Source organism: Paenibacillus glycanilyticus (assembly GCF_051200795.1).
GTDB lineage: Bacteria > Bacillota > Bacilli > Paenibacillales > Paenibacillaceae > Pristimantibacillus > Pristimantibacillus glycanilyticus.
The window spans coordinates 4,240,555-4,262,658 of record NZ_CP195155.1 but is presented as its reverse complement, the minus strand read 5'-3'; the positions used below and the strand labels follow the sequence as shown (position 1 = coordinate 4,262,658).

Below are 22,104 nucleotides of genomic sequence, written 5' to 3'. Positions count from 1 at the left end.
TATGCGCATTGAGATGAAAGGCATTCATAAAGCATTTGGCGGCAACCAAGTGCTCTCCGGGGTCGATTTCGATCTGGTGGCAGGCGAGGTTCATGCCCTTATGGGGGAGAACGGGGCAGGCAAGTCCACCTTGATGAATATATTGACGGGGCTGCATGCGAAAGACGAAGGAACGGTTCTGATCGAGGGGAAAGAGACGTATTTCGCCAATCCGAAGGAAGCGGAACGTAACGGCATAGCTTTTATCCATCAGGAGCTTCATGTGTGGCCGGATATGACGGTGCTGGAGAATCTGTTCATCGGCCGCGAGATGTCCGGCAACTGGGGGTTGTTGAAGGAAAGGAAAATGCGGGAGCTGGCGAAGGAGCAGTTCAAACGTTTAGCCGTGGATATTCCGTTAAGCGCCTTAGCCGGCTCTTGTTCGGTCGGCCAGCAGCAAATGATCGAAATTGCCAAAGCCTTGTTAACGGATACCAAAGTCATCATTATGGATGAGCCAACCTCGGCGCTGACCGAAAGAGAGATCAGAAAGCTGTTTGATGTCATTGAAGCGCTGAAGAAGGACGGCGTTTCCATCGTTTATATCTCGCACCGGATGGAAGAGATATTCGAAATCTGCGATCGCATTACCGTCATGCGGGATGGCCGTACCGTAGATACGAAGCCTATACCAGAAACGAATTTCGATGAGGTCGTAAGAAAAATGGTCGGCCGCGAGTTAACGGAACGATATCCGGCCCGGACGCCAAAGCTCGGCGAGGTTGTGCTGGAAGTGAAACAAGCCTCGCGAAAAGGCCTGTTCGACAATATCAGCTTCCAGGTTCATGCGGGCGAGATCTTAGGTTTCTCCGGCTTAATGGGGGCAGGCCGCACGGAGATGATGAGAGCCTTGTTCGGCCTGGACCGGCTGGATGGCGGCGAGATCCGCGTCTTTGGGAAAAAAGCATCCATCCGGAAGCCGGTGGACGCGGTCAAGCTGGGAATCGGCTTTATTACGGAGGACCGAAAGGATGAAGGGCTTATTCTCGACTTCTCCGTCAGAGATAATATGGTGCTTCCTAGCCTTAGCAGCTTCACAACCAGGGGCTTGCTCTCTTCGAGAAAGGAGACAACGTTTGTTGAAGCCTTGATCAGAAGGCTGCAAATCAAAACCTATACGGCGGATACGGCTGTAGGCAATTTGTCCGGCGGCAACCAACAGAAGGTTGTAATCGCCAAATGGGTTGGTATCGGACCAAGGCTGCTTATTCTGGACGAACCGACCCGCGGAGTGGACGTGGGAGCCAAACGGGAAATTTACCAGCTGATGAACGAGCTGACGGCACACGGCGTCGCCATCATCATGGTATCGTCGGAATTGCCCGAGGTGCTTGGCATGAGCGACCGCATTGTGGTTGTGCATGAGGGCCAAATCGCGGGAGAGCTGGGCAAAGAAGAAGCGACGCAAGAAAACATTATGACGCTCGCGACAGGGGGACAGTAACATGACAACTAGAAACGAAGCGAAAAGCGGCTTTCCGCTTTCGCAAATTACGCAGAAATTAGGGCCTTTGCTTGGTTTGATTTTATTGATCGCGATCGTATCGATTATGAATCCGAGTTTTTTGGAACCGCTTAATATTTTGAATCTTCTAAGACAGGTGTCTATTAACGCTTTGATTGCGTTCGGGATGACCTTTGTTATTCTTACGGGCGGCATCGACCTGTCGGTCGGCTCCATCCTGGCCTTGTCCAGCGCGTTTGTGGCAAACATGATGCTGGCCAGCTTTGATCCGATTATCGCGATTCTGCTCGGCTGCATAGTCGGCGGCGTAATGGGGATGGTAAACGGTCTTATGATTACGAAAGGGAAGATGGCGCCCTTTATCGCGACTTTGGCGACAATGACGATTTTCAGAGGTCTTACTCTCGTATACACGAACGGTAATCCGATAACGGGCCTGGGAGACAGCATGGCGTTTCAGCTATTCGGGCGCGGGTATATGTTCGGCATTCCGGTTCCGGCCATTACCATGATTATTACATTTGCGGCATTGTGGATTATTCTTCAAAAGACCGCCTTCGGACGCAAAACTTACGCAATCGGCGGTAACGAGAAAGCGTCAATCGTATCCGGCATCAAAGTAACGCGCGTCAAAATCATGATCTATTCCTTGGCGGGTATGCTTTCCGCCTTGGCCGGCGCCATTCTTACTTCCCGATTAAATTCGGCGCAGCCAACGGCCGGCACCTCTTACGAGCTGGACGCGATTGCTGCCGTCGTTCTCGGGGGGACTAGCCTTTCCGGCGGCCGCGGGCGCATCGTTGGCACGCTTATCGGCGCGCTTATCATTGGTACCTTGAATAACGGACTAAATCTGCTTGGCGTATCTTCCTTCTATCAGATGGTAGTTAAGGGGATTGTCATACTGATCGCCGTACTCATTGACAGAAAGAAATCGGCATAAGGAGAGAATGTTTATGAAAAAGCTTTCTTTGTTACTGACGGCGTTGTTCCTCTTCCTCGTTACGGGATGCTCGATGGAGCCGCCAAGCTGGGCGAAGCCCGATACGGGCGGAGATTTGAAGAACATGAAAATTGGCCTCTCCGTCTCGACCTTAAACAATCCATTCTTCGTTTCGATGAAGGAGGGCGTTGTTGCGGAAGCGAAAAAGCATGGCATCGAGACCATAGTGGTCGATGCGCAGAACGATTCCGCCAAACAGAGCAACGACGTCGACGATTTGATGCAAAAAGGCGTCAATGTCCTTCTTATTAACCCAACCGATTCCGCGGCAATCTCGACTGTCGTTCAATCGGCCAACGAACTTGGCATCCCCGTTATTACGCTGGACCGTTCCGCGGACAGCGGGAACGTCGAAGCGCTTGTCGCTTCGGATAACGCGAAGGGCGGACGCATGGCGGCCGAGTATATCGAGAAGCTGCTCGGCAAGGGGGCGAAGGTAGTCGAACTCGAAGGCGTCGCCGGCGCTTCGGCCACCCGGGAACGCGGAAAAGGCTTCCACGAGCTTGCGGATACGGATTTGAAAGTAGTGGCGAAGCAGACGGCGGACTTCGACCGTACAAAGGGATTAAATGTCATGGAAAACCTTCTTCAGGCAAATCCCGACGTGCAAGCCGTATTCGCTCACAACGACGAAATGGCGCTTGGTGCCATTGAAGCGATCCGGAGCTCCGGCAAGGATATTCCGGTAATCGGCTTTGACGGCAACGAAGACGCGCTGAAGTCGATTGCGGAAGGAAAACTTACGGCAACCGTCGCGCAGCAGCCGGAGCTTATCGGCCAGCTTGCCGTGCAAGCCGCTTACGATGTGCTGCAGGGCAAGAAGGTAGAGAAATCGATTCCGGCACCGCTCAAGCTTGTAACCAAAAACGAAAACGAGTAACAACAAAATAGCCTCAAAGCGCGAGATTCGCGGCTTTGAGGCTGTTTTGCTGCTAGCCGAGATATTGATCATTGACCATCGCATCTTGATTTCCGAAAACAAACCGGGGGATAACTTTTCATTATCGCCTCCTAACATAACCGTAGTACAAACCGCCTTTCCGGAATGTTAAAGTATGTTCACTGGCCGAATATTTTCGGAGGGTAATGATCATTTTACTACTAGTCAAGGAGGCTGTTATAGATGGCGAAACGTGTTCTAATGGTAGTTACAACGGCGGATAAATTGAGCGATACGGAGCGAACGGGCTTGTGGCTGTCCGAATTTGGCGAAGCATACTTGGCATTTAGCGGCGAGGGATACGAAATAACAATCGCAAGCCCATTGGGCGGACAAGCTCCTTTGGATCATAGAAGCTTGGAAGGGATATCGCAGGAGCTGCGGGATACCGCTAGTTACCTTACAGATACAATAAAGCTTAGCCTTGTCCATGATATTGATTCTTACGACGCCATTTTTCTTCCCGGCGGTCACGGTACCATGTTCGACATGCCTGGCAACGAGCTGCTGCAGTCGATCATCCGTACGTTGTACGAAACGGGAAAAGTAGTGGCTGCCGTGTGCCACGGACCTGCTGCTCTCGTTGGGGTCAAACTGTCGGACGGCCATCCGCTTGTTGCCGGAAAAACCGTTGCGGCCTTTACCGATGAGGAAGAAAGGGAAACGACCTTGGACCGGTACATGCCGTTTCTTTTGGAATCCAAGCTTCGTGAATTAGGAGCTAACGTCGTGCTGTCTCCAAACTGGACTGATAACGTACAGGTAGACGGAAATCTGATCACCGGCCAAAATCCACAGTCTACGGAAAGCGCGGCAAAAGAAGTTATTGCCCAATTAAACCGTTAAATCAAGAGGGGTCATGCTTATATGATTACCATAGTCGCGATACTGAAAGCCCGCCCAGGAACCGAGCGGCAGCTTCGGGATGAGCTGTTAAAAGTTGCCGCGCCTTCACGTGCCGAAGTAGGCTGCGTTGATTATATTTTGCACAATAGCCCGGAACATCCGGAGCAATACGTGCTGTATGAAAATTGGAAAGATGAAGACGCCCTGCAAGCGCATCTCGCTTCTTCGCATTATCAGGAATACCGCCGTTCAACCGAAGCCTGGTTAGCATCCAGGGAGGTATACCGGCTAAATAAAATCTAGGAGGAATATAACATGGTTGCTACTGAACTGACTGCTGAACGTACCGCTGGACAACAAGCGCTGAAAAGCTGGAAGATGCACCGCAACGCATTGCTTGAGCTTGCGGAAATGCTGCCGGAATCGGGTGGAGCATACAGCCCTTGGGAGGGCGCGATGACTACGCTCGAGCTCATCCATCATCTAGCTTGGACGCCGGATTTCTTCTTTGCGGGCATGGAGGAACGCGAGATGAATATTCCGCCGGTTCCTTCAACGGTGGCGGAAGCGCGCGTGCTTCTGAAGAAGCTGACGCATGAGCATGAGCAGAAGCTTGCTTCGTATTCGGAATCGGATTTAAAACAGATCAAAAGCGTTAAAGCGTTGAATATTACCGAGCCTGTATTGGAAATCCTGCATCGTTTAGTCGGGCATGAGGCGCATCACAAAGGCCAGCTTTATGTGTAAGCCCGCATGCTTGGCGTGAAGCCGCCGTTTTACGTGGACTTAAGCGTATAATCATACGAATGGAAAGCCCCGCATTTCAAGTGAAATGCGGGGCTTTTTACTATGCTTAGTTAAACAACCGCGGCGTTTCTTCCCACAACCTGCGTGCGGCTGCTTGATCGACCGCCCATCCTTTTACGCCAACGGTCATGCTGTCGTCCGTATGCAGAGGGGCGATATCGCAGTTCTCGCAATAAACGCCGCCGTATCCGTTTAATTGAGGGCTGACTGCGCACCATACGATAGTTGCCGCGCCTTCGGAAATCGTTTTTCTCTCGTTGTCGTATTGTTCGTAGCCGCGTTCTCTGTTTGCCTTGATGGCTCCAAACGCTGCGAGTTCATCCTCCGACAGAGCATGGGAGAGACCGGTGACAATACTGCCGGGATGGACGGTAAAAGCGCGAATGTTATCTGGTTTGAACAGCTCGTCTACCGCAACGCTGAGCAAGGCAGCGGCTGTCTTCGCTTGTCCGTAAGCCAACCATTTGTCGTACGGCGAATGAACAAAATTAGGGTCCTCGAAATGAAACGCCGAATACCAGTGAGCACGGGAGGATAGGGTGACAACCCGGGCTCCGTTCGCTTTTTTTAATTGAGGTAGAAGTTTATGAATGAAATGATAATGACCCAAATAATTGGCCGAGATTTGCATTTCATTCCCCCGGTCATCCCTGGCAAGCGGTATTGCCATCACTCCCGCGCTGTTAATCAGGATGTCCAGCTTGTCATGCCGAGACTGGAACCAACTGCCGAAGGCTTCAATCGTCTCGCTTTTGCTCAGATCCATTTCTTCCGGATATAACTCCACGTTAGGTATGCCCGCTAGTGCTTGGCTAGCTTTACTGACGTTTCTTGCAGGCACGATTACCTTTGCGCCAGCCGATGCTAGCGCTTTTGCCGATTCCAAGCCTAGACCGGCGGATCCACCGGTGACGATGATTATTTTACCCTTTAAATCGATGTTTTGTACGATATGGTTAGCCGTAGTTCTAGCCGAATAGCCGGATGGAATAGGTTGTTGCATTAAATACCGCCACCTCGAAGTTTACTGAAGTGAGTCACCTTGTATCGTACCTTCTCCAGGATCCTTTGGCGCTTCTCAAGCTCAAGCTCCATCTTGACGGCATGCTCCCGGAGAATTTCGTGACACCGCAAGTAGTTCTTGGCCCGATAAGCGTCAACGTAGCTTTTGATCAGCTCCAAGGACATATCCGTATCCTTCAAATTGACGATGAATTGCAGATATTCCACCGTCAATTCATCGTAGACTTTATATCCTCGGGCATTTTTGGCCGGCTCGTCGATCAATCCCAATTGCTCGTAGTAGCGAATGGTTGGGATGGGCAGGCCGATAAGCTTGGACACTTCGGAAATCTGATACATGGGATTCTCACCTCGCGAAATCAAGGTTACAGCGTAAAGTTGACTTTATGTCAACAGCTGATCCGATGGAAGTTTTACTCTTCTTCAAGTTTGCCCGTGTCTTCCGTAAAGATTGCAAGATATTTCAGTAGGCTCGGCTTCGAATGGGAACAGCTTCCGTGCCGTCTCTATAAATGCTTTTACCGCGATGGTGCAGTCCTCCAGAGGACCGGATGCAATGTGAATATCCCGGTAGGCTGCGGGAGAAATTTGCTTCAGGACGATTCCCGGGGGAAGGTCCAGAAGGGACAGCTCGGACATGACGGCTACTCCTTCACCCGCCAGAATCATCTGAAGCGCGGTTCTGTAGTTGTAGAGAATGTATTTAATGGTTGGCGATTCTCCGGCGCTTTCAAACCACTTTAAGACCGGGGGCTCATAACCGGCTTTGCATATAAGCATGGGTTCGTCCCGTAAATCCTCGGGGCTAATAATCTCTTTCTCGTTAAGCGGATGATCTTCCCGCATAACCGCATAAATTCCCTCGCGGTAAAGAGGATAAGAATAAGCGGTTTTATCGGACGGGATAAGCAAACCAACGTCAATTTCGCGGTTATCCAGCCATTCCTGCACATCGGCGATCGTGCCTTCAACGATGCTGAACTCCAGGTTCGGATAATGCTGCTTCATTTGACGGATCAGCTTTGGTACCAGATAGGTCGCGGCCACCGGGAATGCTCCGATACGGACGCTGCCGGTTTCCATTCCTTTCTCGCTTGCGATTTCCTGGTCGATCTTATCATACCCTTGAAGAATTTCCCGGAAAGTCCGGACAATACGCTCTCCGACAGGAGTAAGAGTAACTCCGTGACGTCGATCCCTGATCAGTAGCGTAACCCCAAGCTCGCGTTCCAAAGTCGTTACGGCACGGCTTACAGCCGGCTGCGTCATATTCATTTTCTCTCCGGCGGTCGTGAAGCTTCGGGTTTCCGAAATGGCGACAATCAGTTGAAGAAGCGATTTGTTCATACCGGATTTGATATCTCCCTCATGATTTATATTCATTTTATTTATGATCAGGTTTATTGTACCATGATTATAGACCAAGAGAAAGAAAGACCTGGAGGAGTTAGTCAGGGAGAGGAGAGTCTGATTATGAAAACAAAAGCATGGCTTTTTCTAGTATTAGCAAATCTGTTCTGGGCGGGGAATTTGATTTTCGGAAAGTCCGTTACGGCCGATTTTCCGCCAATCTGGGTGGCCTTCATACGTTGGGCAATTGCGGCTACGGCCTTGATTCCGATGGCTCAGCTTATTGAAAAACCAAACTGGAGGAAGGTGTGGAGAGCCAATTGGGGGCTCTTGTTATTCCTGTCGCTGGTGGGCGTCGTATTGTACACGCTTCTTACCTACACCGCATTGCAGCACACCTCGTCAACAAACGGCAGCCTGATTAACAGCTTGACTCCGGCGGTTATGATCGTGTTGTCGGTTCTGTTCCTGAAGGAGAAAATGACGTTGATGCAGGGAGCGGGCTTGATATTATCCTTCCTGGGCGTGCTGACGGTATTAACGAAAGGGCATCTTCTAGGCGTATTCCGGACACCTTATAACGAAGGGGACGGCATCTTGCTGATCGCGGTGTTCTTGTGGGCGATTTACTCGATCATCAGCAAGCGGGCGCAGCATCTTCCTCCCATTACGTTTGTGGCCTTTACGGCTTTCATTGGCGTCATTTGCATGATTCCGTTGCTGTTTATCCAGCCATTACAGACTGAACATATAACAGCCCTCGGAGTAACGGGTGTTATTTATCTTGGCCTATTTCCTTCCATCGGCTCGTTCCTGTTCTGGAACCAAGGCGTCAAAGAGCTTGGACCCGGCAAAGCCAGCATTACGATGAATCTGATGCCGATCTTTACGGCTATCCTGTCCGTACTGACGGGCCAGCAGCTGCTAGCTTCCCAAATCGTAGGCGGAGTTATCGTTATCGCAGGGATGCTGCTATCGGCGAACCTTATCAAACGGTCGGATGGAGATAGGATCAAACGGGTGAATAAACAACAGACAGGCGTTATATAACAAGATAGCGGTTCTCAAAGCCTTTCGCTTTGGGGGCCGTTTTTCATTTGGTCATGGAATGGACACGAATTTGTGATATTGGCAGAAACGAAGAACAGACGGAATACGTAATAGACTCGATTGAAGAAAAAGAGAAAGGAAGTGTAAGAATGAAGCAATCCGTCCGGACATGGTTTCGCTGGATCAGCTATTTGGAAGCGATTTCGTTTCTCGTTTTATTGGGAATAGCGATGCCTTTGAAATACATGTTCGAAAGTCCGGAGGCTGTTGCGGTTACCGGCGGTATTCACGGGTTCTTATTTTCTGTTTATTTGGTAGCGATCGCGGTGATGGCCGTTCTGTTCAAGTGGAAAATGATCCGTATAGCGGGAGCGATTCTGGCGGCCTTTTTACCGTTTGGCCCGTTTGTTCTGGAACGAAGATTAAAGGTTAATGCTTAGTATGGCGTATGGGAAAAGCCCGGATTCTTTCCAAGCTTATTGGAGGGAATCCGGGCTTTTCAATTTTTAGGAACGCACTATTTTAACAACAAAAACGTATTTAAATACAATAATCATTTATTTCAAAACAATAAATACCATGATAATATCTAGACGATTATCTATTGCAATATTTATAGTCTGGGAGGCTATCGAATCTATGAGCAACGAACCTGTTATCCGTCTGCAGAATGTAACAAAGCGGATAGGGAGAAAAAACATTATCGACGATCTTACGTTTGACGTGCCGGAAGGCGAAATATTCGGTTTCCTTGGTCCAAACGGCGCCGGCAAGACGACGACCATCCGCATGATTGTGGGCTTGATGTCGATTACAAAAGGTCAAATTCTCATTAAGGGGAAAAATATTAAGACGGATTTCGAGCAGGCCATCCGGCATGTCGGCGCCATTGTGGAAAATCCGGAGATGTACAAGTATTTGAGCGGCTACCATAACCTTGTCCATTATGCCCGTATGATCCCTGGCGTGACTAAGGAACGGATCGATGAGGTTGTTTCACTCGTAAAGCTGGAAAGCCGCATTCATGAAAAGGTCCGAAAGTACTCGCTCGGCATGCGCCAGCGGCTTGGCGTAGCGCAAGCTTTGCTGCATAGGCCGTCCTTATTGATTCTGGATGAGCCTACAAACGGTCTCGACCCGGAGGGCATTCGCGAGCTGCGCGATTATTTGCGGCACTTGACCCGTACGGAAGGCATTACGGTCGTTGTCTCCAGCCATCTGCTCTCGGAGATGGAGCTGATGTGCGACCGTGTCGCCATTCTTCAGCGGGGCAAGCTGATTGACGTGAAGCCGATTGATTATTTTACCCAAGGGAACGATCCGGTCCAAACCTATCAGATTGATGCGCATCTGCCGGATCAGGCTATGGCTGTTATAAAGTTGGTTGCCGGAGTGCAGGGGCTTACCGTCACGGAAGAAGGGCTTATCGAGCTGACGGCGGAGAGGGAACGCGTACCGGATATTTTGGAAGAGCTTGTCCGTAATCATATTCGCGTATACGGGGTGCAAAAGGTGCGCCGTTCCTTAGAGGATGGGTTCCTGGAATTAACGGGAGGTGGGCAGCTTGTTTAATTTGGTGCTTAACGAAAATATGAAAATCTACAGAAGGACTCGGACCTGGGTCCTTATCGGGCTTATGGCTGCCTTTGTCATCTTCGGCAACATCATGATGTGGCATGACGGGAAGGATGCTCAAGGCGAAGGCTGGAGGGCGGAACTGACGCAAGAGAAGCAAATGTGGAGCGATCATCTCAAAAGCTCCGGCGTGAATGAAGAGAACCGGACTTCCTACGAGGACAGGATTGCTGTCATCGACTATCATCTTGAGCATAATATCCGCACGACAAAAGGAACGATTTGGGATGGGATTAACGAGTCGTCGAATCTCGGCATATTAATCACTCTTTTTACCATCATCATTGCGGGAGATATCGTAGCCAGCGAATTCGCAACCGGCACCATCAAGCTGCTGCTCATACGTCCGGCCAGCCGGATTAGAATCCTTATCTCCAAATATATCTCTATCCTATTGTTCAGCATGGTCCTGCTGCTTACGTTGTTTGTCCTATCCGTTGTGCTGAACGGGATTCTGTATGGCTTTCACGATATGGATCTGCCCTTGGTTAGCATAAAGGATGGGCATATCACCGAAAAAAACATGTTTCTTCATCTCTGGGAAACGTATATGCTTAATGGCGTGTCTACCATTATGTATGTCACGATAGCGTTTATGATCTCGTCCGCTTTCCGCAGCAGCGCGATGTCCATCGGATTTTCCATCGGAATTTTGTTTGCGGGCAATATATTATTGCAGTTGCTGCAACGGTATGAGTGGAGCAAATACCTGTTATTCGCTAATACGGATCTAACGCAGTATTTGGAGGGCAGGCCTTTCCAGGACGGAATGACGCTTTCCTTCTCCATTATCGTTCTTGTTGCCTACTTCCTGGTCTTTAATCTTATATCCTGGCTGATGTTCACGCGAAGAGACGTGGCGGCTTAAAGCAAAAAAAGATCGAACGTCCGGATGTTCCGAGGTTCGATCTTTTTCTCTTTCCTTGTTAAGTTTAAAAGTTAACGCCTTAACCCCATCATATTGCCCGACGTATATCTTCTTAAGCCTCGATAAAAGAGCAGAATCCCTCCGGCGCACAAAAGAGCTGTCATGCCTAATGCGCCGTACAAGAAGGGAAGATCAAGCTCGCGAATGAACGATACCGGCATGCTGCTGATGAAGCCGGCCGGAATAACGGTGAACAAGACAAGCCGGCCGAACCCTTTGAATATAGCCGTCGGGTATGTGGCAAAGACGAGCAGCGCGTTAAACAGCTGAAAGCTTAATCCTTCCGTATTGCCAAGCCAGAAGGAGAGACAGCCGGCAATCACGCAGAAGAAAATAAAGATCATGCCCGAAATAAGCAGCGCTGCCGTAAATTTAACGATTCCAACCGGGGAGACATCGCCAAACCCTGCAAAGATGAATATCGCAAACAGCAGATCGCCAATCGCGCTAACCGACATGCGGCTGATCAGCACGTTCAGAAGCACCGGCTTAGGCTGAGCCAGGTAGACATCCAGCTGTCCGGTAGCGATCAGATTGGCAAGCCGGGTTGCGTTGCCGAAGAAAACGGACATGATTCCGAATCCGCCCGACGCGGCCGCCCACATCATCATGACATCCTGAAGCGTCCAGCCATTAAGCACGGGGAACCGTTTGAAGTACATACCCCAGAATATAATCCACACGATATTATTAACGATCATGGAACCAACCGTCAGGAGGAAGCTGAATCGGAATTCCATGGCGCCCGCCAGGTTAAGCCTCCAGCTTGCCGCCGTAAACCGGAGCAGGCGCTTAAGCTTGCCCGGCTGGTCATGCTCGGATATGCCCGCATGACCCTTATGCAATTTGTTATCCGCCATTAACATTGAGCTTTCGCACCCCTTTCCGGTATAACAGCCATACCATCGCTCCAATAAGGATCACCCACAGCCACTGTATGGCAAGGGCGTGGGAAATTTCGCCAAGATGCATGCCAACCGCCGTACGGGCCGGAAAATAAACGACGGTCTGAAAAGGCAGCCAGTGTCCGATTCGCTGCAAGCTCTCCGGAAACAGCTCTAACGGCATCAGCATCCCGCCTATCGTAAACAAAATTTTGTTATACACGAACTCGAGCCCGCGAGTTTCCTCCACCCAAAAAGCGCTAAGGGCAACAAGCATGCCGAGCATGAAATTAACGGTGAACCCGCCAAGCGCCATAACCGGAAGCCAAGCAAGGCCGATGCCGACAGGCAGGGGACCAACAAGCAGCAAGCCAATCGCCGAGCCCAGTATCAGGTTTATAACGTAGCGGATAGCTACCTCGCTCATATATTCGGCATAATGGAACGCAATGAAGCTAACCGGCCGGATGAGCTTGAAGGCAACGTCGCCGCTTTTCACTTCCTCTTCGATCCGGGTACTGAGACTTGGAGTGGCGAGAACCATGGATTCGGTAAAGACGAGATACCACATCATCTGTTTAAAGGTATAGCCGTTAATCGTTGCGGTTCCTTCTCCCGCAAACGTCGTTTGCCATAACTGCATGAAAATATATAAGATCAACAGCAAAAACACGGACCGTATCAGAAAATCAACGACGTAGGCCAGCTGGCTGCGCAGCGTGATTTTACCGATAAACACATATTTCGCCGGCTTGGAGAGACTGATCACATAACCGCCTCCTTCGCGCGGAACGTCCCGTACATCCTTGTGATAATATCCTCCATCGGCGGATCCTGAACGGTCATATCGACGATACGGTGGCTTGCCATCAAGGCGGACAGGACGGATTCGATCGTTGTAAGTCCGGTGTCAACGCTAAGCGTCAAGCGCGATCCGTCCCGGCTCAGCACCTCAACGCCTTCAAGCGCCATATGCCCCGGATCGTCCTCCAGGAGGAGCTGGACCGTCTTATGCGTCAGAAACTGCTGCTTCATGAAGTCGACCCGCCCGTCAAACACGAGTCCCCCATGATTAATTACAATCGCGCGGTCGCATAGTTTCTCGACGTCGCCGGCATCATGGGAGGTAAGGAAGATCGTCGTGCCTTCTTCGCGGTTCATCTCCAGAATCAGCTCGCGGATTCTTTGCTTGACGACAGCGTCCAGTCCAATCGTTGGTTCATCGAGAAACAAAGCCTGCGGACGGTGAATGAGAGAAGCGGCAATCTCGCAGCGCATCCGTTCCCCCAGGGACAGCTTCCGCACGGGGGTGTGCAAGTAAGGGCCAAGCTCGAACCGTTCGATCAGATTGTCGCGCCGCGCCTTGTAATCCTCCCGGCGGAGCTCGTAAATCCGGCTCATCAGCTCAAAGGTATCGAGCGGCGGGAGATGGTACCACAGCTGCGACTTCTGTCCGAATACGGAGCCGATTCGGTAAGCCAGCTTTGACCGTTCCGTCCACGGACAACAGTCCAACACTTCCGCCTTTCCGGAGGTTGGATGAAGAATGCCGGTCAGCATTTTGATCGTTGTTGATTTGCCCGCTCCGTTTGGACCGAGGAAAGCGACCGTTTCTCCTTGATCGACGGAGAACGTAATGCCTTCAACGGCGGCTTTGCCGGCATAATGCGGCTTAATCAACGACTTGAGACTGCCCGCAAGACCGGCTTGCTTTTTCTTGACTTGAAAGATCTTCTCCAACTGCTCAACCTCGATAGACCTCACTTTACGCACCCCTTTGTTATTTTTCCTGCAAAAAAAGGAAAGACCCTCGCAAAGTCTCGCCCTAGTCTTGCAGGCGGAACTTTCCGAAGGTCTTTTATTCCTCACGGTGTAGCTTGGCGTCTACCCGCGCAAGCCGGCTTCGCTTGGTTCGCCATCCTAATGGAGTCGGATCCCTAGAAGCCCTTCCGAAAAACGTTTTCCACATATTAACATGATACGTCAGGTGTGGCAACAGCTATTTTGCTTGCGAATTTTTATCCAGCGAGAGCATTGCCACATGGCGGTTTCCTGTCTAAGATTAGAAGAATGGGAAGGGGACCGCTTACGTGATGTGGATTTTATTTGCAGGGCTTGCCGCCCTATGCTTTGGATTAAGAGGAATATTGTATCACTATACAAGCCAGCTACCGTTAAGCCGGACCGTGCTGCTATGCGGCGCGTTCTCGATGGGGGCAGTAATATGCGGAATTACAGCCGTATGGTCCGGTCAGCCTTGGCCGACGACAGTTCTGGTGGGTATTCAGATGGGCGTGTTTTCCTTTGTCGCGAATGCCAGCATGTTCAAGGGCTTTGCCGTCGGAAAAGCCTCGCTTGTCGCGATTATTACGGCACTTCCTGCCGTGCTGGTTGTCATAGGGGCGTACCTGATGTGGGGAGAAGCGCTTAAATATACCCAGCTGGCCGCCTTTGTAGTTATCGTGGCGGGGATTTTGCTTGTCCGTTACTCCAATGATTTGTCGCTCAAAAATCTTCAAGGCGCGCAATGGGGACTTCTGTCTCTCGTCATGTTCGCCTGCAACGACTTGTCCGGCTCCTGGTCAACCAAGCTTGAGGCGCCGCTGTTCCCTACGTTGTTCTTTATGTTTGCCTCCGGCTCCATTTGCTATGGTATTTGGTGGCTGAAGGACCGCCTTGCGGCAAGGAGATACGGCTTGGCTGCAGCGGCTGAAGCACCCGAGGTAACCGTGGCAGCTGCCGCAGAGGATGGACGGAATCCGGGCAAAACGTGGAGTGAGCGACGCACTTACCTGACCGGAATGCTGGTCGGCACAACCAACGCGGTAGGCATGATGATGATTGTCACGGCCTTTGATCATGGCAAGGCAGGGCTGGTCTCCGCAGTTACCGCTTTGAATGTATTGATCGTACTGCTTTATACCCGGTTCGTGGTGAAGGAAAGCTTCACGAGGCTTGAAATTACCGGAATGGCATGCGCGTTTGGCGGCATTTTATTTTTGCGGTTAATAGCTTAACGAAAGAAACAGCTTAGCGTCATCCGGGTTCTCGAACCTGGGTGGCGCTTTTTTTAATGCCGCAACGAATCAACTGTTAATTATTTGAAAATTATAACTTGACAGTCATTTATGATGTGTATACATTTGTATACATAAAGAGAAATGTATACGAACGTATACAACAACTGAAGGAGGCATAGAATTTGCGTAACGGGCAAGGACACAGAGGCAGGCATCCCTTCAAGGAGGATTGCAAGAATCGGGACGGAGGCAAGGCGCAGACGTTTCGCCGCGGCAGGGCGCTTGCTTTTCTCGAGAAGCTTACGATTACCCGCACAACGCTGCTGCGCCAGCTGAATGATCCGGCTTTCGAAGCGATTAAACCGGTAATCAGCGGCGAATTGAAGGCGACGGAAGCCATTATGGAAGAGTTTATTCACGTATTTCAGCTACACGAGCTGCCTGAGGAAGACGTTCCTTCCGAAGAGGCTACGGCTGGGGAAGAGAGCAGCTCCGAATCCACTAATGGAAGTGATGAGTCTTGAAGTCAGAAGGTGTGTTAAAGCCGTATTTCAGGCAGACCTGGCATATCTATCTCGGATCGTTCACCCTTCATGCGGCAGCGAGTATCGTATTCGCTTATTTCCCAAAGGTGCTTGGGGACTTTACGGATAAGCTGAAGGGCGGAGAGCTTGGCTCCCAGGATGTTGCGCACTTCAGCTTGATGCTGGTTCTGATTGGAGCGGGATATGCCCTGCTGGGAGGATACGGTCAATACCTGGTCATGTATGTCGGACGGTTGTTCGAGTACATGACCCGTCGTCGTCTATTTACTCATTTTTCCGGTCTTAGCGAGCACTATTATTCGAAGAACGGCGTCGGCAAAATGCTCAACTACTTCATGAACGACGTAACCGGCGTCCGGGAATCCATCTCGATGGGCATCAACCAGACGGCTATGGCCTCCATGCTTCTGGTCTCCTGCGTTGGAGCGATGATTCTTAGCGATATTCCGCTTTATCTCATCGCTGCTTCCGTGGGGCCGCTTATCTTCATTCCTTGGATCGTCATCAAGATTGGTCCGGTTATCCGTCAGCGTTCACGCAAAGTGCAGGAGGCGCTTGGCACGATGACGGAGTCGGCCGAGGAGCAGTTCGGCGGTATCCGTGTTACGAAAAAGTTTGCAGTGGAGCCTATTATGATTGAGCGGTTTGGCGCCAAGGTCGATCAGATCAAGACCAACCAGCTGTCGCTGGTACGGATCAGCTCTTTGTTCCAGGCAACGGTGCCTTTCCTCGGGAACCTGTCTCTTATTGTGTCGCTGGCTTACGGCGGTTACTTAACGATACAAGGAGATATTTCGCTTGGTAATTTCGTTGCGCTGACACTGTACGTACGGATGCTGATGAACCCGCTGCAGCAAATTGGCAACGTTATCAATACGGTTCAGCGGTCGCGCGCATCCTTGCAGCGGCTTAACGAATTAATCGCGGTTCAGCCGGATATCGTGGAGACCGACCATGCGGCAGCGGTTAATCTGTCCGCAAGTCCGATTCGCATGAAGGATTTGACGTTTACTTACCCCGGTGCTTCACAGCCTTCGCTGCAGCATATTGACCTTGTGATTCAACCCGGAATGACGCTTGGCATCGTAGGGCGTACGGGCAGCGGCAAAACAACGCTTGTCAAGCAGCTGCTCCGGGTATATGATCCGCCGGCAGGCGCCATTCATGTCGGATCCGAGGACATTCGCGAAGTCACGCTTGAGAGCCTGCGCACGCAGATTGCTTACGTCCCTCAGGACGGCTTCCTGTTCAGCACAACGATTGGCGAGAATATTGCTTTTGCACGTCGGCAGGCCGGTCAGGGCGAGATTCATGCTGCAGCCAAGCAGGCACGTATTTACGACAATATTGCGGAGTTCCCGGAAGGCTTCGAGACGAAGCTGGGAGAGAGGGGCGTCACGTTATCCGGCGGGCAGCGTCAGCGAACAAGTCTGGCGCGCGGCTTTATCATGCAGGCACCTCTTATGATCCTGGATGACAGCGTCAGCGCCGTCGACGCGGTGACCGAATCCGAGATCGTGCACACGATTCAGAAGGAGCGTCAAGGAAAAACAACCATTATTATCGCGCACCGGCTCAGCGCTTTGAAGCATGCGGATCTCATCATCGTATTGGATGAAGGGAAGATCGTTCAGCGGGGCAAGCATGAGAAGCTGCTTGCGGAACCTGGACCTTATGCCGAGCTCCATGCGATTCAAGAGGAGGGAAGCCAATATGCCGACAGCCGTTAACAACTGGCAGATGGACCAGAAGTCCGGCAATGGCAATGGCAAGCAGCCTAAGCCGCAATACAAGTCCGCTTTTCGCATATTGAAATCTTATATTAGTCCGCACCGGAAGACGTTTACGCTGGTAGCCATTTGTACGATTATTGCGATTGCCTCCGAGCTGTTCCAGCCTTATTTGGTCAAAATCGCGATTGACGATAACCTCATGGTGGGCAAGAACGATTACGGCAGCTTGATTGCGATCTGTGCGATTTATCTCGGCTTATCCCTCTCAAGCTTGTTGTTTACCTATTTGCAAAATAATTTGCTGCAGGATGCCGGCCAGAGCATCGTAGCCCGCATCCGGAAACAGCTGTTTGAGCATATTACCAAGCTGTCGATGTCTTACTTCGATAAAACGTCCGGCGGCAGCCTCATTACGCATGTTTCGAGCGATACCGAGGCGGTTAACCAGTTTTTCAACCAGGTATTGCTGACCCTGCTGAGAGATGGCTTGACGTTGGTTTCCATTCTGGTCATGATGTTTTATTTGGATACGACGCTAGGGCTGTACTGTCTGCTTTTGCTGCCGATTATTGCGCTTATCGCGATTGGTTTCCGGTCCTTCATGCGCACGACGTATCAGATGGCGCGGACGCGCTTGTCCCGCCTTGTGGCGTTTGTGGCGGAGAATCTGGCGGGCATGAGCCTCATTCAAGTCTTCCATCAGCAAAAGGCGCAGGGCGAATTGTACAAGGAGCGGAACGAGGATTATTTCAAGGCTAATGTCCGCGAGATCCGTACGGCGGTTACGTTTAACCGGACCTTCGATCTGCTCGGGAACCTGACCATTGCTTTCGTTGTCTGGACCGGGGGGAAGGCTGTGCTAGGGCATACGATGGAGTTTGGCGTCTTGTACGCTTTTATTACTTACATCCGGCAGTTCTTCCAGCCGATCAATGCCATCACCCAGCAGTGGAACACGCTGCAGTCCGCTACGGTAGCGGTCAACCGGATTTGGGGCGTTCTCGATGTCGAGCCCGAAATCAAAGATGCGGCCAAACCTGTGAAAATAAACCATGACGCCGTTCAGGGTCGTGTGGATTATAACAAAATCTCATTCAGCTACGGGAACGGCACTCCAATCTTCCGGGGACTTGATCTGCATATCCGTCCCGGCGAGATGGTCGGCATCGTGGGTACAACAGGCGCGGGCAAAAGCTCGCTTATGAGCTTGTTATGCCGGTTCTATGACGTGAACGAGGGCAGCGTCCAAATTGACGGGAACGATGTCCGGCATATCCCGCAGGCAGAGCTTCACCGGATTGTAGGTCTGGTTCAGCAGGAGCCTTATCTGTATGCGGGAAGCATTATCGATAATGTTCGGATGTTTGACGAGTCGATCTCCAGCGAAGACGTTATCCGCGCCTGCGAATTTGTCGGAGCGGACCAGCTGATTAACCGTATGCCTGGCGGCTACGAGACGAAGCTGTCCGAACGCGGCAGCGGGCTATCCGCCGGCGAGCGGCAGCTAATTTCTTTTGCCCGAATTATCGTGTTCCGTCCTAAGATTCTGATTCTCGACGAAGCGACGGCGAACCTCGATTCCCAGACGGAGCAGCTAATTCAACGAGCGCTGCAGGTCGTATCCGAGGGCCGGACGACGATCGTGATCGCCCACCGCTTGTCCACCATAATGCATGCGGATCGGATTATCGTGCTTAGTCACGGAACAATCGTCGAATCGGGAACTCATGCCGAGCTGATTGAGCAGCAAGGCGTGTACGAGGAGCTGTACCGCCACTCGCAAGGCGAGGCGGCAGCAGCCTCGGAAGAAACCTCGCCGGAAGCGCAGACGATCCCTTAATCGCGCGAAAATGAAAAAGCTGAAGCTCTTATCGAAGAGAGCTTCAGCTTTTTTTGCGATTATTTTCACGATAGTCCTTCACAATTATATGCTGGCCTTTCCGCTTCAATTGGTGGTCATGGGACCGCTGGTGTGTTTCTTGTCCGGCAAATACGTTGCAAAAAGTTCGATGAAACTAGCCTCTTGATAGAAATGCCGTGAGTATCCGCTTGGGATGCATCACGGCCTTTTTTGTATCCTTCTAGAAATTTATGGTAGAGTAGTGTGAGAGGTGGAATAGATGAACCGTTACAAAGATTCTATCAATGAGCTTAATGAATGGGAGCTTCGTATTCTATTAAATGAATTAATTAATGAAGCAGAGGCAAGCTCCGATTCAGGCAAGCTTTTGCAAGCTATAGATGACCGGATTGCAGAAGCACGTTCGAAGCGCGAGGAGATTGAGCGGCTTCAACGTCATGTACATATTGTATTTAGTCTTTCGGATGCGGGTTCTTTGAAAGTTGCGCTTAGTCAAATCGGCAGAAGGCATGAAAATAAAGTAGTCGCATTTAATGACCTGTTCTCGATTGGGCCAATCAAGCATTTGGAACAGCCGGAAGGACAACGGAATAGGCAGCGATGGATGCTGGATCGGTTTTCTCCGTTCCGAGTTTTGAATGATCGCAATAGAGAATCGCAATTGGACCACATGATAGAGGAAATAAAAGCCATTCCCCAGGAGAAATGCATTATCGTATGGTGCTCCGATAATTCGCATGACCAGACGGGAGTGCGGCTCGTTATGCACTTGTTAAAGGATCGGCAGCAGCCGGTTCAGCTCGTTAACTTTTCGGAGAGCCTTCGCGATATGACGGTCCCTCCAATTGCGCAAGCTTATGTTGATCCGGAAGTCTATCGCGATATGGTAAGCAACTATGAAAATGCGAGACATCTATCTTCGCGGGAACGGCAGCAATATATGGCGGAATGGGAAGAACTATCGAATTCAGATTACGAGCTTCGCCTTTGGCAGGGCGGAGAGATTAAAGGCAGCGAGATCGAGGCGATTGACGGGATTATTGTATCTGCCGCGGTATCAGCCGTTCAAGAAAGCGGAGACGAAGAAGGATTCGTGAAAGCCGGAACGGTTGTAGCGAAGGTATTCGAGCATTTTAATCAGGTCATTGGAGATGGCTTTATCGAATACAGGATGTGGAGCTTAATCAGCAATGGAGTCTTCGAATTCAGAGGGCTTCCGGGTGCGTTATATCAGTATTCCATTAAGCTTGGATAACGAAGTGAGAGCATCATAAAAAACGATAATGGATTCAGAGCTTCGGACGACAAGTGCCGGAGCTCTTTTTTTCGTGCCATGGTGCGCCATTATTTGAAGCGATTTTCGGAAGTCATTTAAATATAGTTTTATGTCGCAATTTTATAGTCAAATCTTCCGATTTTCATCGAATAAAGGTGGAGGTAGATAAATATCTATGAACTATAACCGCATGGAAGCGCTTAACCAAGGGTGGTTGACTAATAGGGAGGGATTACGATGGGTCGCGGTAAAAGTTTCTGGTCGATTTCCACATCGCTTGTTCTCTGTTCGACGCTGCTGTTTGCCTGTTCGAATAACGCGAACAACACAAACACGCCAAGCAACAGTCCAAGCACTTCGGCTGACACAGGCACGAAAGAGACGAATGCCGGTCAAACAAACGACGGGGGCACAACGGGAAATACGGAGAAAAAAGTCATTACGATCACCTATCGCGATGACGGCATTGGCGAGCAAGGCGTCATGTACAAATGGATTCAACAGCTTGCCGAGAACTTCCCGGATAAAAGCATAGAGATTAAGGCTACTCCGATTCAGGCATCCGAAGGGGATTATTTCGCCAAGATTGCTCTCGCGCTCAAGTCGAAAGACACCGCGCCGGATATCGTAACGGAGGATACGTTTATTCTGAACTCAGACGCTAGCGCGGGATATCTGACGCCGCTCGACGATAAAGTAAGCGCATGGGAAGACTGGACGAACGGCTCCTTCATCGAAGCGCTGAAAAAAGGCGTTACCGCCAGCGACGGCAAAGTATACGGCGTCCCTTACAATACGGATTCGAGGGGTCTCTGGTATAACAAAGAGCTCTTCAAGAAAGCAGGATTGCCGGAAGAGTGGGCACCAAAGAACTGGGATGAAGTGCTGGATGCGGCGAGAACCATCAAGAGCAAGCTTCCGGACGTCGTGCCGATCTGGATGAACATGGGGAAGGCAACCGGCGAAGCGACCTCCATGCAGACTTACGAAATGCTCCTCTACGGCACTGGCGAGAGACTCTACGATAACGATACCGGCAAATGGATTACGAAAAGCCAAGGCATTAACGATGCGCTCACGTTTATCCAAACGATAAACAAAGAAAAGCTTGGACCGCCGCTCTCGAAGGTTCTAAACGGTCAAGCGGGCAATACGTCTACCCGCGAATACTTGCCGCAAGGGAAGCTTGCGATCTCGCTCGACGGCTCCTGGATTACCGGCAACTATCTGGAAGGCGGCGCCGCTCCATGGCCGGAATACAAGGATGTCCTCGGCTTCGCGCCAATGCCAACAAGCAAAGGCCAGGCGCCTGGCTCCATCACGCTTGCCGGCGGCTGGGCATTGTCGATCCCTGCGAACGCGCAGCATAAAGACGAAGCATGGGAAGTTATCAAATTCGCCCTGAACAAAGAAAACTCGAAAAAGCTGGTTATCGCATCGGGCAATATTACCGTACGAGCGGACGTAGGCTCGGATCCGGAATATACCCAAATGCCGTTTAACCAAATCGCAACCGACTATTTGAAAAATGCCGAGTTCCGCCCGGCGCAGGATAAATATCCGGAAGTGTCGACGCAAATCCAGACGATGGTCGAGTCCGTTGCCTCCGGTACGTCCGCGAAGGATGCGGCGAACAAATACGCGCAGGATGTGACGCGTATCGTCGGCGCGGATAAGACGGTAGAAAAATAATGGAAAA

22 protein-coding genes are annotated in these 22,104 nt (G+C 50.8%); 16 read left to right on the top strand and 6 right to left on the bottom strand.

The window, feature by feature from the left end:
* The first annotated feature begins 1 nt into the window (after position 1).
* The 6 genes from ACR9FF_RS19565 (at position 2) to ACR9FF_RS19540 (ending at position 5,040) form a co-directional block, all read left to right on the top strand.
* The gene (locus ACR9FF_RS19565; RefSeq protein WP_435163910.1) at positions 2–1,483 is read left to right on the top strand and encodes a sugar ABC transporter ATP-binding protein; all 1,482 of its coding nucleotides are present in this window, start codon (positions 2–4) and stop codon (positions 1,481–1,483) included.
* A 1-nt stretch (position 1,484) separates the two neighbouring features.
* Positions 1,485–2,447 carry a ribose ABC transporter permease RbsC gene (rbsC, locus tag ACR9FF_RS19560; protein WP_435163907.1) on the top strand — a complete coding sequence of 321 codons (963 nt, stop codon included), beginning with the start codon at positions 1,485–1,487 and terminating at the stop codon, positions 2,445–2,447.
* Between the two features lie 13 nt (positions 2,448–2,460).
* Positions 2,461–3,387, top strand: coding sequence for a ribose ABC transporter substrate-binding protein RbsB (gene rbsB, locus ACR9FF_RS19555; protein ID WP_201001563.1), 927 nt, complete (start codon positions 2,461–2,463; stop codon positions 3,385–3,387).
* A gap of 243 nt (positions 3,388–3,630) precedes the next feature.
* Positions 3,631–4,293 carry a type 1 glutamine amidotransferase domain-containing protein gene (locus ACR9FF_RS19550; protein WP_435163904.1) on the top strand — a complete coding sequence of 221 codons (663 nt, stop codon included), beginning with the start codon at positions 3,631–3,633 and terminating at the stop codon, positions 4,291–4,293.
* A gap of 21 nt (positions 4,294–4,314) precedes the next feature.
* A complete protein-coding gene (locus ACR9FF_RS19545; protein ID WP_435163901.1) occupies positions 4,315–4,596 on the top strand; it encodes a putative quinol monooxygenase in 282 nt (93 codons plus the stop codon).
* A 12-nt stretch (positions 4,597–4,608) separates the two neighbouring features.
* The gene (locus ACR9FF_RS19540; protein WP_435163898.1) at positions 4,609–5,040 is read left to right on the top strand and encodes a DinB family protein; all 432 of its coding nucleotides are present in this window, start codon (positions 4,609–4,611) and stop codon (positions 5,038–5,040) included.
* Positions 5,041–5,146: 106 nt separating this feature from the next.
* Here the strand turns inward: ACR9FF_RS19540 and ACR9FF_RS19535 are convergent, their stop codons facing one another.
* The 3 genes from ACR9FF_RS19535 to ACR9FF_RS19525 form a co-directional block, all read right to left on the bottom strand.
* Positions 5,147–6,103: an SDR family NAD(P)-dependent oxidoreductase gene (locus tag ACR9FF_RS19535; RefSeq protein ID WP_435163895.1), complete on the bottom strand. Its 957-nt coding sequence runs from the start codon at positions 6,101–6,103 to the stop codon at positions 5,147–5,149.
* The gene (locus ACR9FF_RS19530) at positions 6,103–6,462 is read right to left on the bottom strand and encodes a MerR family transcriptional regulator (protein ID WP_317978411.1); all 360 of its coding nucleotides are present in this window, start codon (positions 6,460–6,462) and stop codon (positions 6,103–6,105) included. The genes ACR9FF_RS19535 and ACR9FF_RS19530 overlap by 1 nt, the downstream gene beginning before the upstream one ends.
* Positions 6,463–6,546: 84 nt before the next feature.
* On the bottom strand, positions 6,547–7,470 hold the full coding sequence (locus tag ACR9FF_RS19525; protein ID WP_435163892.1) for a LysR family transcriptional regulator: 924 nt from the start codon (positions 7,468–7,470) through the stop codon (positions 6,547–6,549).
* Positions 7,471–7,596: 126 nt separating this feature from the next.
* On the opposite strand from ACR9FF_RS19525, the gene ACR9FF_RS19520 reads away from it, so the two are divergent.
* The 4 genes from ACR9FF_RS19520 (at position 7,597) to ACR9FF_RS19505 (ending at position 11,026) form a co-directional block, all read left to right on the top strand.
* Positions 7,597–8,523, top strand: a complete 927-nt coding sequence (locus ACR9FF_RS19520; protein ID WP_435163889.1) for a DMT family transporter — start codon at positions 7,597–7,599, stop codon at positions 8,521–8,523.
* Between the two features lie 149 nt (positions 8,524–8,672).
* The gene (locus tag ACR9FF_RS19515) at positions 8,673–8,963 is read left to right on the top strand and encodes a DUF3817 domain-containing protein (RefSeq protein ID WP_435163886.1); all 291 of its coding nucleotides are present in this window, start codon (positions 8,673–8,675) and stop codon (positions 8,961–8,963) included.
* Between the two features lie 199 nt (positions 8,964–9,162).
* Entirely contained in the window at positions 9,163–10,095 is a 933-nt protein-coding gene (locus tag ACR9FF_RS19510) for an ABC transporter ATP-binding protein (protein WP_435163883.1), read from the top strand.
* Positions 10,088–11,026 carry an ABC transporter permease gene (locus tag ACR9FF_RS19505; RefSeq protein ID WP_435163880.1) on the top strand — a complete coding sequence of 313 codons (939 nt, stop codon included), beginning with the start codon at positions 10,088–10,090 and terminating at the stop codon, positions 11,024–11,026. The genes ACR9FF_RS19510 and ACR9FF_RS19505 overlap by 8 nt, the downstream gene beginning before the upstream one ends.
* A gap of 71 nt (positions 11,027–11,097) precedes the next feature.
* Here ACR9FF_RS19505 and ACR9FF_RS19500 read toward each other — a convergent pair whose 3' ends face one another.
* The 3 genes from ACR9FF_RS19500 to ACR9FF_RS19490 are packed head-to-tail and all read right to left on the bottom strand — an operon-like array spanning position 11,098 to position 13,734.
* Positions 11,098–11,952: an ABC transporter permease gene (locus ACR9FF_RS19500; protein ID WP_435163876.1), complete on the bottom strand. Its 855-nt coding sequence runs from the start codon at positions 11,950–11,952 to the stop codon at positions 11,098–11,100.
* Positions 11,936–12,739, bottom strand: coding sequence for an ABC transporter permease (locus tag ACR9FF_RS19495; protein WP_127497568.1), 804 nt, complete (start codon positions 12,737–12,739; stop codon positions 11,936–11,938). Before ACR9FF_RS19495 ends, ACR9FF_RS19500 begins: the two co-directional genes overlap by 17 nt.
* Positions 12,736–13,734, bottom strand: coding sequence for an ABC transporter ATP-binding protein (locus ACR9FF_RS19490; RefSeq protein WP_435163872.1), 999 nt, complete (start codon positions 13,732–13,734; stop codon positions 12,736–12,738). The genes ACR9FF_RS19495 and ACR9FF_RS19490 overlap by 4 nt, the downstream gene beginning before the upstream one ends.
* 329 nt (positions 13,735–14,063) lie before the next feature.
* Between ACR9FF_RS19490 and ACR9FF_RS19485 the strand changes: the two genes are divergently transcribed.
* From ACR9FF_RS19485 to ACR9FF_RS19460, 6 genes are all read left to right on the top strand, one after another.
* Entirely contained in the window at positions 14,064–14,987 is a 924-nt protein-coding gene (locus tag ACR9FF_RS19485; RefSeq protein WP_435172168.1) for an EamA family transporter, read from the top strand.
* 185 nt (positions 14,988–15,172) lie between these two features.
* Entirely contained in the window at positions 15,173–15,514 is a 342-nt protein-coding gene (locus tag ACR9FF_RS19480) for a hypothetical protein (protein ID WP_127497562.1), read from the top strand.
* Entirely contained in the window at positions 15,511–17,265 is a 1,755-nt protein-coding gene (locus tag ACR9FF_RS19475) for an ABC transporter ATP-binding protein (RefSeq protein ID WP_127497559.1), read from the top strand. The genes ACR9FF_RS19480 and ACR9FF_RS19475 overlap by 4 nt, the downstream gene beginning before the upstream one ends.
* A complete protein-coding gene (locus tag ACR9FF_RS19470; RefSeq protein WP_435163867.1) occupies positions 17,249–19,108 on the top strand; it encodes an ABC transporter ATP-binding protein in 1,860 nt (619 codons plus the stop codon). Before ACR9FF_RS19475 ends, ACR9FF_RS19470 begins: the two co-directional genes overlap by 17 nt.
* Before the next feature lie 280 nt (positions 19,109–19,388).
* Positions 19,389–20,384: a DUF1835 domain-containing protein gene (locus ACR9FF_RS19465; RefSeq protein ID WP_435163864.1), complete on the top strand. Its 996-nt coding sequence runs from the start codon at positions 19,389–19,391 to the stop codon at positions 20,382–20,384.
* Positions 20,385–20,642: 258 nt separating this feature from the next.
* Positions 20,643–22,097, top strand: a complete 1,455-nt coding sequence (locus ACR9FF_RS19460; protein WP_127497547.1) for an ABC transporter substrate-binding protein — start codon at positions 20,643–20,645, stop codon at positions 22,095–22,097.
* The last annotated feature ends 7 nt before the right edge of the window (positions 22,098–22,104 follow it).

What these genes read in the sequence shown, in the direction of transcription:
- ACR9FF_RS19565 (WP_435163910.1), top strand. Translation starts at nt 2, where the DNA reads ATGCGCATTGAGATGAAAGGCATTCATAAAGCATTTGGCGGCAACCAA.
- ACR9FF_RS19485 (WP_435172168.1), top strand. Translation starts at nt 14,064, where the DNA reads ATGTGGATTTTATTTGCAGGGCTTGCCGCCCTATGCTTTGGATTAAGA.
- ACR9FF_RS19535 (WP_435163895.1), bottom strand. Translation starts at nt 6,103, where the DNA reads ATGCAACAACCTATTCCATCCGGCTATTCGGCTAGAACTACGGCTAAC.
- ACR9FF_RS19460 (WP_127497547.1), top strand. Translation starts at nt 20,643, where the DNA reads ATGGGTCGCGGTAAAAGTTTCTGGTCGATTTCCACATCGCTTGTTCTC.
- ACR9FF_RS19525 (WP_435163892.1), bottom strand. Translation starts at nt 7,470, where the DNA reads ATGAACAAATCGCTTCTTCAACTGATTGTCGCCATTTCGGAAACCCGA.
- ACR9FF_RS19545 (WP_435163901.1), top strand. Translation starts at nt 4,315, where the DNA reads ATGATTACCATAGTCGCGATACTGAAAGCCCGCCCAGGAACCGAGCGG.
- ACR9FF_RS19500 (WP_435163876.1), bottom strand. Translation starts at nt 11,952, where the DNA reads ATGTTAATGGCGGATAACAAATTGCATAAGGGTCATGCGGGCATATCC.
- rbsC (WP_435163907.1), top strand. Translation starts at nt 1,485, where the DNA reads ATGACAACTAGAAACGAAGCGAAAAGCGGCTTTCCGCTTTCGCAAATT.
- ACR9FF_RS19530 (WP_317978411.1), bottom strand. Translation starts at nt 6,462, where the DNA reads ATGTATCAGATTTCCGAAGTGTCCAAGCTTATCGGCCTGCCCATCCCA.
- rbsB (WP_201001563.1), top strand. Translation starts at nt 2,461, where the DNA reads ATGAAAAAGCTTTCTTTGTTACTGACGGCGTTGTTCCTCTTCCTCGTT.
- ACR9FF_RS19540 (WP_435163898.1), top strand. Translation starts at nt 4,609, where the DNA reads ATGGTTGCTACTGAACTGACTGCTGAACGTACCGCTGGACAACAAGCG.
- ACR9FF_RS19510 (WP_435163883.1), top strand. Translation starts at nt 9,163, where the DNA reads ATGAGCAACGAACCTGTTATCCGTCTGCAGAATGTAACAAAGCGGATA.
- ACR9FF_RS19515 (WP_435163886.1), top strand. Translation starts at nt 8,673, where the DNA reads ATGAAGCAATCCGTCCGGACATGGTTTCGCTGGATCAGCTATTTGGAA.
- ACR9FF_RS19465 (WP_435163864.1), top strand. Translation starts at nt 19,389, where the DNA reads ATGAACCGTTACAAAGATTCTATCAATGAGCTTAATGAATGGGAGCTT.
- ACR9FF_RS19520 (WP_435163889.1), top strand. Translation starts at nt 7,597, where the DNA reads ATGAAAACAAAAGCATGGCTTTTTCTAGTATTAGCAAATCTGTTCTGG.
- ACR9FF_RS19470 (WP_435163867.1), top strand. Translation starts at nt 17,249, where the DNA reads ATGCCGACAGCCGTTAACAACTGGCAGATGGACCAGAAGTCCGGCAAT.
- ACR9FF_RS19550 (WP_435163904.1), top strand. Translation starts at nt 3,631, where the DNA reads ATGGCGAAACGTGTTCTAATGGTAGTTACAACGGCGGATAAATTGAGC.